Below are 13,830 nucleotides of genomic sequence, written 5' to 3' on the forward strand. Positions count from 1 at the left end.
CTCCCCCCTGAAGGGGGGAGATTCTTACGGCTCGCGCCGTGAGACTTCCTGTTTCATCGCCGACTGCCCGCCCGGAGTACTCCGTTGAGGTCTTACACCAGCTCCACAGGCTGCAACCGCCCGTCCGGCGACCAGCAGGTTCTTCGCTGCGTTCACGTCCCGGTCGTGGGTCGTGCCGCAGGCGCACGTCCAGGTGCGGACGTTCAGCGGCATCCTGTCCTGCAAGGTCCCGCAGGCGGAGCACAGCTTGGACGAGGGGAACCACCGGTCCACGGCGATCACCTCGCGCCCGTACCAGTCGGCTTTGTACTCCAGCATCCTCCGGAACTCCGACCAGGCGGCATCGCTGATCGCACGGGCCAGGGTCCGGTTCTTGACCATGGTGCGCACGGTCAGGTCCTCGATCACGAGCGTTTGGTTTTCACGCACGAGCCGGGTGGTCATTTTGTGCAGGCCGTCCCGCCTGCGGTCGGCGATCCGGGCATGGATCCTGGCGACCTCGAGTCGGGCCCTTTTCCGGTTCGCCGAACCCCTGGTCTTCTTCGCGAGGTTCCGCTGAGCCTTCGCCAGGCGAACGCGGTCCTTGCGCTCGTGGCGCGGGTTGGTGACCTTCTCCCCGGTGGACAGGGTCAGCAGTTGGTCCAGGCCCACATCGATACCGACCGCGTTGCCGCTGGCCCCGAGGGGCTTGACGGACTGGTCGTTACACAGCATCGAGACGAACCAGCGGCCCCCAGCGGCCTGCGACACCGTCACCATCGAGGGCTTCGCTTCCCCGGGCAGGGGCCGGGACCACACGATGTCCAGCGGTTCAGACATCTTCGCCAGTGTCAGCTTCCCGTCGCGGAACCGGAAACCGGACGTGGTGTACTCCGCCGACCTCCGGGACTTCCGCCTGGACTTGAAGTGCGGGTATCTGGCCCGCTTGCCGAAGAAGTTGGTGAACGCCGTCTGCAAGTGCCGCAGCGTCTGCTGTAGCGGAACCGAGGAGACCTCGGAGAGGTAGGCCAGTTCTTCGGTCTTCTTCCACACCGTCAGCATGGCCGAGGTCTGGTTGTAGTTGACCCGTTCCTGACGCGTCCACGCCTCCGTACGGGCGGCGAGCGCCAGGTTGTAGACCTTGCGAACGCATCCGAAGGTGCGCGACAACTCAGCCGCCTGCGTATCACTCGGATAGAAGCGGTACTTGAACGCCCGCTTCACGTGGTTCACGGTCACTCTCGCAAACTAGCGGGTTCACGAGTAAGGGCAAAACCTGCTGATGAGGGCACTGCGATCCGCCCTGGCGGCGAATCCCAGCTCCTTGCCCTACTCCGCAGGAGCCCGATTCCCCTCCGCCCTGAAGGGCGGAGTATCCACGGAGGAACCGATGACCTACCTGATCGACGCCCAGGCCGTACAAGGGCAACTAGGCATCTGACGTACGGAAGCGACCCTCGCCTGCAGCTGAAGCCACCGCACCGCCGAGAGCCCGGCCACCGGCCGGGCTCTCGTTGCGTGTCGACCACGTCGCGACTCGGATGTCTCCCGTGCCCCCCGGAGGGATACCACCTACAGGCGGAAGCCACCGGTGGCGTCGATGAGTTGGCCCGTGATCCACCGGGCGTCGTGGGAGGCGAGAAGGGCGACCACGTCGGCGACGTCGGCGGGTTCGCCGATGCGGCCGAGGGCGTTCTGTGCGGCGATGGTGGCGATGAGTTCGGAGTTGCCGCGCAACCAGGACGCGTTCATGTCGGTGTCGGTGGTGGCGGGGACGACGGTGTTGACAGTGATGCCGCGGGGGCCGAGGTGCTGGGCGAGGGGCAGCGTGAGGGCGTCGATGGCTCCCTTTGTCATGGTGTAGCCGATGAGATCGGGGAGGGCGACGCGGGAAGTGCCTGACGAGATGTTCACGATGCGTCCGCCGTCGGCCAGGCGCGGCAGAGCGGCCTTGATGATCAGGAACGGCGCGGTGGCGTTGATCTGCTGCTGGCGGATGAAGTCCTCGGCGCCGAACTCCTCGATGGTGCCGTGCAGGGCGATCCCGGCGTTGTTCACCAGCACCCGCACGGGCGCGTCGCGCAGCGGGCCCGCAGCCGCGTCGTAGGCCGTCCAGAACGCGGTGCCGGTGTCGGGTGCGGCCAGGTCGGCGGCGAAGGAGAACGCCGTACCGCCGGCCGCGGTGATCTTCTCTACGACGACGGCCGCGGCGGCCGAGTCCTGGCGGTAGTGAACTGCGACGGTGTACCCGTCGGCGCCGAGACGGCCGGCGATGGCCGCCCCGATGCCACGGCTGGCGCCGGTGACAACGGCGATGCGGTCGGACTCACGGGCGTCGTGCGCTTCGATGTCGCGCAGGTCGGTGTCAGACATGATGCCCTTTCTGTCGCCCCGGATCGGGCGGTGCTGGGTGCTGGTGACGTGCGACGCCCTCCCGCGCTCTGGTCGCGGTGGCTGTCACCGAGGAGAACCTCGACCCCGCGACTTGTATTCCGACCGGTACATAAGTTGCCACGTCGGCGATCTGGGCCGCGCCGCCCGCGAGAGGCGTAGGCCCTCAATTGGAATATCCCATTCCGTAGTGACGACCTGTGAGTTCTCGGCATGTCTCATTCGCAGGCCACGGCGTCTTGTCTCACGGTCTTGGCCCTTGAGCTGAGCAGGTGTTGTCATCCGCTCTGCCGTGGCGTCCCCCGCGCGGCAAGGCAACGATCGTCCGACATCAGCCACGCCTCTGCGTCCCGCCGGATCCGCGCCACGTCGAAGCTCTGGCACTCCCGGATCACCGACCTGATCGTGCCTCGCTCGCGGTACTCGCCCATGATCGCAACATGCTCCGGCAGGCGTACGAACCCCGACAGGGCCCGCCGCCCGGTCCACACCGAGACCGATCCGCAGCGCCGGGCCGAGGGCATGGCCCACAGCCACATGCCGACCGCTCCGTCGAGATGCGGCCAGCGGCGCCGCAGCGCGAAGCCGCGACACGCGATGCCGGGCAAGTCGCGGTATGCGTCGCTGGTGAAGTCAGTGACGCTGACGATCAGTGGGCCGCTCCGGCGGCCGCGCATGCCGCTGTCGACGCCATTCACCGCGGCGCGGTCGCCAAGGGAGTCCCCGGCCGGGCCCTGGCACCAGCGGCTCCTCAGCATGGCTTCGGTGACCAGGACGGGTCACGGCCGAGCAGGGCGAGCAACCGGTCGCCCTGCGGGGCGTCGTCGGGGACGGTGATCCGTCGGCGGAACGCGGCACCGGCCCCACGGCCCTCGTCCGGGACCAGGGTGGCGACGCGCAGCGCGGCCGTGGTCAGTTCGGCGGCGGGCTCCCACGGGGCGCCGATCGTCACCGCGACGTCCCAGGCGTGCACCACGTAGTCGAGCAGGTGGAAGCCGATCGCTGTCCGTCCGGGGACAGCGAAGCCCTCACCCACCTCCGGCAGCGCGAACCGCCGCTCCAGCACTTCGTCTTCCGCGAACGCCGCGGTGACGTCGCCCACCGACGCTTCATACGCTCCGGCCGGGTCATCGCCGAGGTCGCCGTCGCGCCATACGGCCCACGGTTCACCCGCGCCGCGGGCGGAGGCGGCGAACCCCTCGTTCTGGCTGACCAGATGGCGGAGCAGACCGTACAGGGTCCAGTCCGCGCACGGCGTCGCCAATGTCAAGTGGTCGGTCTTCACCCGGGAGACCACTTCCCCGGTCAGCAACAGCGCCTGGCGGTCCAGTCGTCGTATGTCCATGGCCCGAGCGTAAAATCACACAGCGGTTCAGCTCCAGGGCCAATAAGCTGCCGAATGATTGAGCCAATTGCCGGATGGCGCCGGCAACTGCCGAGCCGGAAGCGGAAGGCCGAGATGGACGTGCACGTCAGGCTTGACGGGCAGCGGGACCTGTCCGGCCAGATCTACCGTCAGTTGCGCACCGCGATCCACGGCGGGCTGTTACGCCCCGGCGATCCGCTGCCCCCGACCCGGGTGTTGGCCCGCCGCCTCTCGGTGGCCCGCAACACCGTCGGCGTCGCCTATGAACGGCTCGTCGCCGAGGGCTACGCGGACAGCAAAGTCGGCGCCGGGACCTTTGTGCGTACGACGGGCCTGTCCACGCCCGAGGCCGCGCCCGCCACCGACACCGCCGGCCCGGGACTGCGCCCCCGCGCCCTGTGGGCGCGCCTGTCCCCATGGGCAGCCCCGGAAACCACGGGACCGACCACGGCGGACCACGACTTCCGGGTCGGCCTGCCGGACGCCCGGCTCTTCCCGTACGACGCCTGGCGTCCCCTGATCGCCAGGGAACTGCGCCTCTCGGCGGCCGGGGCGGTCGGATACGGCGACCCGGCCGGCCACGCCGGACTGCGGGCCGCACTCGCCCGGCACATCGGACTCTCCCGAGGCGTGCGGACCGGCCCGGACGACATGCTGGTGACCACCAGCACGCAGCAGGCCCTGGACCTCATCGGGCGGGTGCTCCTCGAACCGGGCGACCGGGTGGCCGTCGAAGAGCCCGGCTATCCACCGGCCCGGCTGGCGTTCCTGGCACAGGGTGCCGAAGTCACGGGCATACCGGTGGACGCGGAGGGCCTGCTGGTGGACGCCATCCCGCCAGACACCCGCGCCGTGTACGTCACCCCCGCCCACCAGTTCCCGCTCGGCATGCCGATGTCCCTGCGGCGCAGAACGGCGTTGCTGCGGTGGGCGCGGCGGCACGGCGCGGCTGTGATCGAGGACGACTACGACAGCGAATTCCGGTTCGGCGGGCGGCCGGTCGAGACGCTGCAGAGTCTGGACCAGGACGGACACGTCATCTACGTGGGGTCGTTCTCCAAGGTGATGCTTCCCTCCCTGCGCGTCGGCTTCCTGGTGGCGCCCGCCCCGCTGCGCACGGCCCTGCGCACCGCCAAGTACACCGCCGACTGGCACACAGCGGTCCCCACGCAGGCAGCGCTCGCCCGCTTCGTCGACGACGGGTTGCTCGCCCGGCACATCCGCCGGATGCAGCACATCTACGCGACCCGGCACCAAGCCATCACCCGCGTGCTCACCGACCACTTCGCGGACCTGGCCGAGCTGGTGCCGTCCGCCGCCGGCCTGCACGTGACCGCACTCACCCGAGGCCACCTCGCCGACCCCGAGGCCCTCGCGGACCGAGCCGGCCGGGCCCGGGCATCCGGCGTGGCGGTCTACACCCTGGCGGAGGTCGCCGCGAACCGCTCCGCGCGCCCAGGCTTCGTCTTCGGCTACGGCTCGATCAGCGCCCCTGACATCGAGCCGGGCCTGCACCGCGTACTCGGCGCGCCCAAGGATCACTGAACGCGGCAGGAAGCGACGTACACGACTCGTCCAATTCCGCAGCACCACGAAGATCTTCTGGACATGAGTCCGTCTCGCTTCCGTGACCCATGGGCCGGGGCTGGACCACGTCCGAGCACGTCGACCTTGGGACTACGAGGGTCACGTACGGGTTGCTCGGCGTGACCTTCTCATGGTTTCGGCAGATGAACCGGTGGACGCAGAGTCCGATCAGAAGCTGAACCGACGAATGAGGTGTCGTGCGATGACGAACGAGCCGGCGAGGGCGATGGCGCGTGGGCTGGCCCGGGTGCTGGTCCTGGCAGCGGTGTGCACGCTGCCGACGGGGGTCGCGTATGCCGACGAGACCAACACGGCCTCGCACAACGGCCCCCGGATCGGATTGATCAACGTGGGCCAGGTGGACGACCCCATGGAGGACGTGCTGGAGCACGTGTTGCTGGTGGGCGAGCACTCCTGGAGATGATCGTCACCACCGTGGGGCCGGAGGCCCGTTCCGCACACGGATGCAGTACAGGCCCTTCCCTGTGCGGCTGCATTTCCGCCACGGTGCCATAGCGACGGAGACGGTGAATACGTCTTCGGGGAGTTCGTGGAGAACCGGCCGTCGTCGCTGTTCGAACCGTGCTGCCCAGCCGGGAGACCGACACACCGCTGGTCACCTGTGGGTCCTTGAGCACAGGGCGAGTGTCGGCAGACTGATCGTCTTCGACGCTCACGCCGCCGCAGGCGTGTTCTCAGCCGTGCGACGGCGCTTCCAGTACGCGACGGTCAGCACGGCCAACAACGGCCCCCACAGGCTCAGCGGTGCGTAGCAGAAGCGGTACCAGGCAGACTCCCAGCCGATGGCCAGGGTCGGGGAGCCGGCTCTTGGGTCGTCGCCTTGGATCGTGGTGCCCCTGATCTCGGAGACACTGAACAGGAGGGTGAACACGAGTATGAGGACAGCTGCCCCGATGGCGGCCGGGACGACCGCCGCCATCGTCGGGACCCGGCGGCCGCGAAGGAACGGGATCTAGCGCGGGAACACCTCACCCCAGCGGGCGATCAAGCCGATCGCCGTGAATGCGAGGACTTCGGAAAGGACCGACAGGAAGACGACGTACGCCCGCCCACCGAGCCCGTTCCCCTCGTCGAATGCGGCCCGCAGCCGCCAGATGCTGGCAGGTAGGACGGTGAACGGCACGGCGTAGGCGGCGAGTTGCATCCGTCGGGACACTCCCGCAACGGGGTCGTGGGCGGCCCGCCATGCGGCCCAGATCTCGACCATGACCACCCCTGCCAGCTCGTCGTGTTCAAGTGCCACGGACGGTCTCACCGGCGTTGTCCTACAGAGCGATCAAGTCGCGTATCCCAATCAGCAGTTCAGACCGTCACGGAGCTCGGGGCGGCCAAGTGTCAAGAGCCATCGAACGGCGACAGCTTCTCAGCCATACCCCGGACTCCCAGGCCCCTCCGATCCTACGAATGACCGGCGTAAGCCCGAGTTAGAACGGTAGGACAGCTTCTGTGGAGCCGTAGCGCTGCGTGCTGTCGAAACCCCGCTCACCCGACTCGGGTCCCAGGTGGCGTCCCGCCCGTCCCGGGATCACCGAAGCGTATTCCGTCCCGTGCCCTCAGCTGCGTGTTGGTTGCGAGAGGATGCCGTGGTGATCCGCCACGACCCTGAGATACAGGCGCTGTTCCGCCGCTATTGCGCCCCCGCGCGCCGCTACCTGAAGCTCGGCGGAGCGGTACTTCGTATGTCGCGCGAGGAGTACGAGCCGTTCGTTCATGCCCTGGCCGCTGATGCGAGTGCTGTCTCCGACGCCGACCTCACCATTCTCTTCGAAGGCAGCTGGCGCGAGCGGCGGACCGCGGCATGGCTCGCCGCCATCTCGCGCCGTGACCACTTCCGCGAGCATCTGGGAGCACTGCTGCTGGAGAGCGAGGTCTGCTGCGCGGGCGGGGCCTACTGCGTGGCGCTGGCGAGTTTCGGCACCGTACGGGACGCCGACCTGCTCGCCGCTTACCTGGATCGCTATCTGCGCCGGCCCGACCTCGCCTACGACCAGCCCACAGCCATGGGTGCCCTCTCGTACACCGACTCCGTCCTGCACGGCGGCCGGGCCAGCCCCTTCCTTCAGGAGGGTGGCCTGTGGCCGCAATGGTTCCAGGGCGCGCCCCACATGCACGGCGATGACGACATATCCACCTACCTGGGCGGCATTCGCCTCGCCTGCGCCGTCATCGACGAATGCGCCAGCATCTGACCCTTTGGCTCTGTCAGTGAGTACCCGCGACACGCCCCGCAAGCGCCGCGGCGGTCGTCGCGTCACCCGGTTGCCACCGGGGGGTGACAGTGACAGGCAAGAGCGGCCGGGGGCGTCGGTCAGAGGTCGGTCGGCGGCAGGCTTCTCAAGGGCTGGGCGGCTTGCGGGCGGTTGCGGCTGTCCGGGTTGGTTCTGGAGTATCTGCGGCGATCAACCGGCTGTTCTCGACCATCAGCCGCTGGTTGACGTTGCGGAGTGCCTGCGTGGCGGTCTCTGCATGGCGGCCGGCTGCGAGTGTGCTGCGTCTCGCTGTTCGCGCAGTTCCTGACGGGCAGTGCCGCTCCCCCGCGTCCCCTATGTCCGTCATGCCGACGGACCGCGTGGAGGCGACACCCGCTGCTCGGCGAAGACCGTCGCTACCCCGACAGGGCCCCATGGCTTGTCAGGATGCCCCTGACAGCACCCCAACCTCGTCACCGAAGCCGACCGCGAAGCGCCCGCCCGGTGCCGCCGCGAGTGAGTGCACGGGGAACGGGAGCAGGTGGTCGGTACCGGCCCGGCACCCTGCGGTGAGATCACGGAATCGCACGGTGCAGTCATCGCCGAAGGCCGCGACGAGCCGCCCGTCAGCCATCGCCGTGACCGCCAGCGTGCTGCCGGAGCCTGACTCGGCGGCCTGGGCGTCGCGGATCTCCTGCCCTGTGGACAGGTTCCAGACGCGTATCGTGCGGTCCCGGCCCTTGCTGATCGCAATGGGAGTTCCGCCCAGGGTGGCGGTGGCCACGGCGGTCACCCAATCGGTGTGGCCGGTCAGGGGTTCGCCGAGCTGTCGGCCGGTGGCGAGGTCCCACAGTCGCACCGTCTTGTCCCAGCTGCCCGTCACTGCCACGGGCCGTCCGTCGAGGACCGCGGTGGCGACGGCGGTGATACGGCTGGAGTGGCCGGTGAGAGGTGCGACCAGGGGCCGTCCGGTGGTGAGGTCCCAGACGCCCACGACCCGATCGCTGCCTGCCGTGAGGGCGACGGGCAGGCCGTCCAGGGTCGCCGAGGCCATGGCCAGGACTCTGCCGTGGCCGCTTGGGAACGGATCGTGGACGGCTCGGCCGGTGGCGAGCTCGAGAATGTGCAGGGTGGCGTCGGGCGTGGCCGTAACGACGACCGAGTCCCCGCCCACCACCGCCGTCGCCATGGCGGACACCTCTGCGCTCAGGGGGTCGCAGGTCTGCGAGCCGGTGGTCAGGTCCCAGGTGCGCACGGTGTGGTCGGCGCCTGCGGTGACGACTATGGGGACACCGTCGAAGTCCGCTGTGGCGAGGGCCAGGACGGATCCGGTGTGTCCGGCACGCAACCGGCCGCCGTTCCCTCGGGCAGCGGTGATGTCCCAGGTGCGCACCGTGTGGTCCTCCCCTGCGGTGACGGCGACACCCCGTCCGTCCATCACGGTGGTGGCGACGCCCCACACCTGGCCGGTGTGCCCGGTGAGCGGCTCACCCTCCTGTTCGCCGGTGGCGAGATTCCAGACCCGCACAGTGAGGTCGCGGGATGTCGTGACCGCCAGGGTGCGCGTCCCGACCGGGACACTGTCGATGGCCCACACCCGATCGGTGTGACCGGTCAGCACCCTGCCCGAGGCCGACGGGTCGAGCGTGTGCAATGCCGTGACGGTGCCGTCCGGACCGGGCACGAGGGAGACGGGCGTGTCCCCCAGCACCAGGCTCCGGGAAGCGTCCCTCACCTGGGTTTCCCAGCCGGACTTGGTGACGACCAGGCCGTTCGTCCGGGCGGAGAGCAGGCTCGCCACGTCGACGAGGTCTCCTGGACCGCCCTTGATCAGCTCCTTGCCCGCGGTTGCTTCCAAAGGGATGCTGCGCATGCTCCGCGTACCGTCAGGACCCGTGGAGTCCATGGGGCTCGTCGGCAGGTCCCACAAGCGCAGTGTGTGGTCCACGCCCACGGCGAGCGCTACACCGCGCCCTTCGAGGGTCAGTGTCGGGGACGGGCCGTAGGGGATGAAGACGCGGACGAGGTCACCGACGAGCTCCGGTGGATCCTCGTAGTGGGTGTCGAGGACCACGACCCGGCCGTCCACGACCGTCAGGGTCGACACGGTGTCCATGGACGCCAGGGCTGACACTGCGCGTTCGTAGTCGGCATCCGCCAGCAACTCCCGCAGGTTGGCTGCCAGAAGCACGTGGCGGTCCAGATCCCACACGCGGCCCGCCCGACCCTCCTCCTTGGTTACGGCGATGTCCCGCCCTTCGAGTGTCCACGGTCCCTCGGCCGGCAGGCACTCGCCGACCTCGCGGCCGGTGGCCAGGTCCCACACCTGCACTTGGTGGTCCGGATGGCAGGTCACAACGACATCGCGTCCATCCAGCACCCCGATGTCCACCATCCAGGGGAACACGCCGAGCCGACTGCCGGTTGCCTGGTCCCACACGCCCAGCGTCCGGTCCGCCTGGACGGCCAGCACCACGTGCCGCCCGTCCAGGACCAACTGCGCCAGCCCCAGGGCCAGTTCGCCCGCAGAACGCCCCGTCGCCGGATCCCACAACCTCCCGGTCCCGTCGATGTGGCATGTGAGGACCAGGGGTTGCCCGTCGACCACCACCGTGGCCAGGGCCACCAACTCGGGCGACAACGACGACATGAGGTCGGGAGGAGCTGCCGTCAGCGTATGCAGCCGCTCCCCCGTCGCCAGATCCCAGACACACACCGTCGCATCACGGCTCGCCGAGACGACAACCGAACGCCCCTCGACGACCGCCGTCGCCACTGCGACCACGGGGGCGTCGTGACCGTCCAAGGAGCGGAGCAGCCGTGGGTCGGACGCGGAACCGCACGTCCACTCCGCCCGCCACGAGGCCGCCTCATGCGAAGAAGTCGCTTCCCGGGACCCGTGATCAGATCTTTCCGTCATGACCCCAAAGGTATGGGGCCACACTGACAACGACCCTCAGCAGCTATGGGACCGCACTGACAACGGCCCTCGGAATGCGGGCCGATCGGCATGGTGTCGAGAGCGCGCCCGCGTTGGCGTTCAGATCTGCGCGGTCGCGCATTTCCTGGCCGTCGAGCCAGAGATCTACGCCGGACAGCCGGCCGCACGGCATCGCCAGGAACGGAGTCCCCCCAGGCTCAGGTACCTGGAGGTCGCTCGGTGCCTTGCAGCACCGAGTGCTGCGACCGCCGCCAACACGCAATCGACGCAGATCTCGACGCCGGGCCCGCTACTCCTGTCCGCGCCATGTGGCGAGGCCCATTCGGCGGCGGAGCCGCACAACTCACGCAATGGGCCGGGCCCGACACCACGGGGGGAGTGACGGGCCCGACCTGAATCCACGGTGCCACACCCACCCCCCAACGCGCGCGATCTGCGGGCGAAGTCGCCGCGGGATGGCGCGACTTCGTCCCAACCCGAGTGCGCTACGCCCGGGCCGGGAGCAGCGCGAGAACACCGGCCGCGTACGCCCAGGAGCTCTCCCAGACCACGAAGCAGTCGGTATGCATCTGGCTGGTCTCCTCGCTATCGTCCCGAAGCAGCACACGGAAGACGCCGCCGCATCGATCCGAGGCACTCTGGTCAGAGTTGGCGTAGAACAGCGACGAGTTCGCCGAATCGCTACGACTCTGGGGTCGTCAGGCTCTCGGCCACCTCCCCTACTGGCGGCCGTCAAGGCGCGACGTGGCTACGGCGTCGTCAAACGGGTTCTGGCATGACGACTCGAAGCGCCCCCGTGCCAGCATGGCCCGGTCTCTGCCGTTGCCAGGGAAAGCTTCTGCTGCACCAGTGGGGCCAACTCGCGCCGCACGGGCGGGGGTGTGCCGGAGTTCGGGGTCAGACCGCCACGGCCGCTCGGCGGGGTGGCGGTGTTCAGCGCCGGGCTGCCACGGCTGCCGCGGCCGCGTCCAGGATGCGGTGCAGGACGGGGACCGGGATCGCCGGATTGGTGACCGCCGCGCATGCCGCGTCGCGGTCGTGCAGCAGTCCGGCCAGGACGCGGGCCGGCAGCCGCAGATTGCGCATCGCGGTCCCGCGGACGTGGGCCGCTGGGTCGTTCAGCAGCCGCACCGCGTCGGCCGGTGACAGCCGGGGGTCCTCGGCCGCGCGGCGGCGCACCTCGGCTTCGGGGTCCCGGGCGAGACGTGCGACGTCGGCAGTCGTGGACTCCGGGGCGTCGAGGGCCAGGCGGCGCATCCGCCCTGCGGGGTCGCCGGCGTAGCGCAGCAGGCCCGTACGGGGGAAGTTGGGGTGGCTGCGGGGGCGGTCGGGGTGGCTGAAACTGCCGTCCCACCAGCGCCAGACCTCCAGCAGCATCTCGGCCGGCGCGTCATCGCACGATTCGGCGAGGAACAAGCGGACCGTCCGGTCCTCGTCCCGCGCCAGACGCTCAACGACGTCCGGTGAAAGATGCCGGGCACGGGCCACGCTTCGGCGGATGAGGGGATGGGACGATACGGAGAGGCGGCGCATCGCGTCGGCGTCACCGTGCAGGCCCTTGACCCAGGGCACGGTGCGTGACATCGACGTCGGGTCGAAGTCGTAGTGCACCGCGGCACGCTGCTCCTCGTTGAGGTCGGGCCGCAGTGCCACCGCCGAGCGGATGTCGTCGTTTTGGTCCTCCGCCAGGACGGCGACGTTGTGTGCACTGAGCCGCGGGTTGGCGGCCAGCGCTCGTCGTACCTCCGCGTCCCCGTCCCGGACCAGCTCCGCCTCCAGCTCGGGCGAGAGACGGCACTGTTCGAGCGCGCGCCGGGGCGCGGGCAGCGCGGCAAAGACGTCGCGAGGCATGGGGACGCCGTTGTGATGGGCGAGCAGCGCCGCCGTTCGCACCGCGTCGTCGGTGTCGGCCAGCAGTCGCGCCCGCAGCGGCGCGGCGAGGTCATCCCACCGGGCGCAGGCAGTCGCCCGCACCCTGGGATCGGCGTCCGCGGCGAGGCTGGGGAGGTGGTGTGCGGGGAGCCCCGGGAGTTCGGCGGCCTGAGCGCGGGACGGACCGGCGAGGAGGTCGTCGTACAGGTCCCCGGGGAGTTCGACGCCCCAGGCGCAGGCATGCTCGGCCCAGAGCACGCGCCGGCTCGGCGACGGTTCGGCGCGGACCATGCGCACCCACTGATCGGACGTGAGCTTGGGCCGGAAGGTGTCCGCCGGCCAAGAGCGCACCCGCGGATCGGGATGCGCCACGGCGGCGTCGAGTACGGCGGGCCGGTCGCAGCCGTGCAGGAAGCCCGCCTCCACATCCAGCAGCCGGATCAGCAGCTCGTCCGGCGCGGCCGGATTGGACCCGATCCCCTCCGCCCAGTGCAAAGGCCATGCCGGCCGGCCGGGCACCGCCGCCCACACCTCGGCGCGCTCGGCCTCCGTCTCGCGCCCGGCGGCCGCGGCGGCCTCCTCCAGCCGCTCCGGCAGTCGGTCGAGGGCCGTCACCCGAGGCCCGTCCGCGCCGGGCACCTCCGCCAGCAGCACCTGCCCGTCGAGGGAGAGCGCCACGAACCCGGGGTCGCCGGTCAGCCCCGGCACACCGCCGCCGTAGTGACGGACCCGGGTCCACCAGGAGTCGTTGCCGCCGATCCGATGTCCGAGAACGGCAACCAGGAACTCGCCGTCCGCATCTGCGAGGCGGCGCCACCACGCGGCGTCGAGCGCTTGCCGGACCGCGCCGTCCGGCGCCGCGATCCCCCGCGCGATCCGCCAGCCGGCCTCCGGCGGGAACAGGCTGCCCGGGCTCATGTCCTCGACGACCGTGAGTCCGGCGCACGCGAGCAGTTCGTGGAGTTTCTCTCGGCGTTGCACGCGATCATGATCCCCGCCGACTCGCGGCGGAACAAGGCCGTCAGCCAAGGCGCAACCGGCCCTCACCCCCGTACAGGTCATTGGCTGCGATGTCGTCGCGCCCAGCCCGGGGGCCCGAATTGGGCTCTGACAGCGATCACAGGAAGCTGTCACGGTCGGAGTGACGGGCGTGTTCGATCCCCGTGTCTGAGCCGGGGTGCGCTGGGCTGTACCCGCCCGTACGTGACGCTCCCTGGCCGGCTCACCCGCCGGCCGGCCTCGCTCACCGAGGGCGAACACCAGCAGCTCAAAGCGGTCTTGGACACCTTCCCTGAACTGGCCACCGCGCACCAACTCCTCCGTGACTTCGGTGACATGCTCACCCAACAGACCGGCGTCCTCCTGCCCACCTGGATCGACGAGGCCCTCACGGCGGGCCTATGTGCAGGTTGGGCATTGTCACCGGAGGTTGGACACCAGTAGGTTCGAGCCGCTGACGTTCGAGCGACAGGGGATGCGGGGCC

12 protein-coding genes are annotated in these 13,830 nt (G+C 69.8%); 4 read left to right on the forward strand and 8 right to left on the reverse strand.

Annotated elements, in window-relative coordinates:
- Positions 1–24: 24 nt before the first annotated feature.
- From ACFWXQ_RS05680 to ACFWXQ_RS05695, 4 genes are all read right to left on the reverse strand, one after another.
- On the reverse strand, positions 25–1,218 hold the full coding sequence (locus tag ACFWXQ_RS05680; protein ID WP_383951116.1) for an RNA-guided endonuclease InsQ/TnpB family protein: 1,194 nt from the start codon (positions 1,216–1,218) through the stop codon (positions 25–27).
- A gap of 333 nt (positions 1,219–1,551) precedes the next feature.
- Complete coding sequence (locus ACFWXQ_RS05685) at positions 1,552–2,352, reverse strand: SDR family NAD(P)-dependent oxidoreductase (protein ID WP_386267609.1); 801 nt, start codon at positions 2,350–2,352, stop codon at positions 1,552–1,554.
- 296 nt (positions 2,353–2,648) lie between these two features.
- The gene (locus ACFWXQ_RS05690) at positions 2,649–3,068 is read right to left on the reverse strand and encodes a hypothetical protein (RefSeq protein WP_383953298.1); all 420 of its coding nucleotides are present in this window, start codon (positions 3,066–3,068) and stop codon (positions 2,649–2,651) included.
- A gap of 53 nt (positions 3,069–3,121) precedes the next feature.
- Complete coding sequence (locus tag ACFWXQ_RS05695; protein WP_383953296.1) at positions 3,122–3,715, reverse strand: TIGR03086 family metal-binding protein; 594 nt, start codon at positions 3,713–3,715, stop codon at positions 3,122–3,124.
- A 54-nt stretch (positions 3,716–3,769) separates the two neighbouring features.
- Between ACFWXQ_RS05695 and ACFWXQ_RS05700 the strand changes: the two genes are divergently transcribed.
- Both ACFWXQ_RS05700 and ACFWXQ_RS05705 read left to right on the forward strand, forming a co-directional pair.
- Positions 3,770–5,281: a PLP-dependent aminotransferase family protein gene (locus tag ACFWXQ_RS05700; RefSeq protein WP_383953294.1), complete on the forward strand. Its 1,512-nt coding sequence runs from the start codon at positions 3,770–3,772 to the stop codon at positions 5,279–5,281.
- A 244-nt stretch (positions 5,282–5,525) separates the two neighbouring features.
- Entirely contained in the window at positions 5,526–5,747 is a 222-nt protein-coding gene (locus ACFWXQ_RS05705; protein ID WP_383953292.1) for a hypothetical protein, read from the forward strand.
- 249 nt (positions 5,748–5,996) lie between these two features.
- Here ACFWXQ_RS05705 and ACFWXQ_RS05710 read toward each other — a convergent pair whose 3' ends face one another.
- On the reverse strand, positions 5,997–6,263 hold the full coding sequence (locus ACFWXQ_RS05710) for a hypothetical protein (RefSeq protein ID WP_383953290.1): 267 nt from the start codon (positions 6,261–6,263) through the stop codon (positions 5,997–5,999).
- A 33-nt stretch (positions 6,264–6,296) separates the two neighbouring features.
- Positions 6,297–6,587 (reverse strand): hypothetical protein, encoded by a 291-nt coding sequence (locus tag ACFWXQ_RS05715; RefSeq protein ID WP_383953288.1) that lies wholly within the window; start codon positions 6,585–6,587, stop codon positions 6,297–6,299.
- Positions 6,588–6,930: 343 nt separating this feature from the next.
- On the opposite strand from ACFWXQ_RS05715, the gene ACFWXQ_RS05720 reads away from it, so the two are divergent.
- Positions 6,931–7,533, forward strand: coding sequence for a DUF6000 family protein (locus ACFWXQ_RS05720; RefSeq protein WP_383953286.1), 603 nt, complete (start codon positions 6,931–6,933; stop codon positions 7,531–7,533).
- A 442-nt stretch (positions 7,534–7,975) separates the two neighbouring features.
- Here ACFWXQ_RS05720 and ACFWXQ_RS05725 read toward each other — a convergent pair whose 3' ends face one another.
- On the reverse strand, positions 7,976–10,453 hold the full coding sequence (locus ACFWXQ_RS05725; RefSeq protein WP_383953284.1) for a WD40 repeat domain-containing protein: 2,478 nt from the start codon (positions 10,451–10,453) through the stop codon (positions 7,976–7,978).
- Between the two features lie 954 nt (positions 10,454–11,407).
- Positions 11,408–13,327 carry a hypothetical protein gene (locus tag ACFWXQ_RS05730; protein WP_383953283.1) on the reverse strand — a complete coding sequence of 640 codons (1,920 nt, stop codon included), beginning with the start codon at positions 13,325–13,327 and terminating at the stop codon, positions 11,408–11,410.
- Positions 13,328–13,549: 222 nt separating this feature from the next.
- Here ACFWXQ_RS05730 and ACFWXQ_RS05735 point away from each other — a divergent pair, with 222 nt between their 5' ends.
- Positions 13,550–13,789: a hypothetical protein gene (locus ACFWXQ_RS05735; protein WP_383953281.1), complete on the forward strand. Its 240-nt coding sequence runs from the start codon at positions 13,550–13,552 to the stop codon at positions 13,787–13,789.
- The last annotated feature ends 41 nt before the right edge of the window (positions 13,790–13,830 follow it).

The sequence above is a fragment of the Streptomyces sp. NPDC058697 genome, from assembly GCF_042715345.1.
Taxonomy (GTDB): domain Bacteria; phylum Actinomycetota; class Actinomycetes; order Streptomycetales; family Streptomycetaceae; genus Streptomyces; species Streptomyces liliifuscus.

Bases quoted from the DNA above. Each gene is read 5' to 3' on its own strand.
- ACFWXQ_RS05705 (WP_383953292.1), top strand. From the start codon at position 5,526: ATGACGAACGAGCCGGCGAGGGCGATGGCGCGTGGGCTGGCCCGGGTG.
- ACFWXQ_RS05725 (WP_383953284.1), bottom strand. From the start codon at position 10,453: ATGACGGAAAGATCTGATCACGGGTCCCGGGAAGCGACTTCTTCGCAT.
- ACFWXQ_RS05695 (WP_383953296.1), bottom strand. From the start codon at position 3,715: ATGGACATACGACGACTGGACCGCCAGGCGCTGTTGCTGACCGGGGAA.
- ACFWXQ_RS05710 (WP_383953290.1), bottom strand. From the start codon at position 6,263: ATGGCGGCGGTCGTCCCGGCCGCCATCGGGGCAGCTGTCCTCATACTC.
- ACFWXQ_RS05685 (WP_386267609.1), bottom strand. From the start codon at position 2,352: ATGTCTGACACCGACCTGCGCGACATCGAAGCGCACGACGCCCGTGAG.
- ACFWXQ_RS05700 (WP_383953294.1), top strand. From the start codon at position 3,770: ATGATTGAGCCAATTGCCGGATGGCGCCGGCAACTGCCGAGCCGGAAG.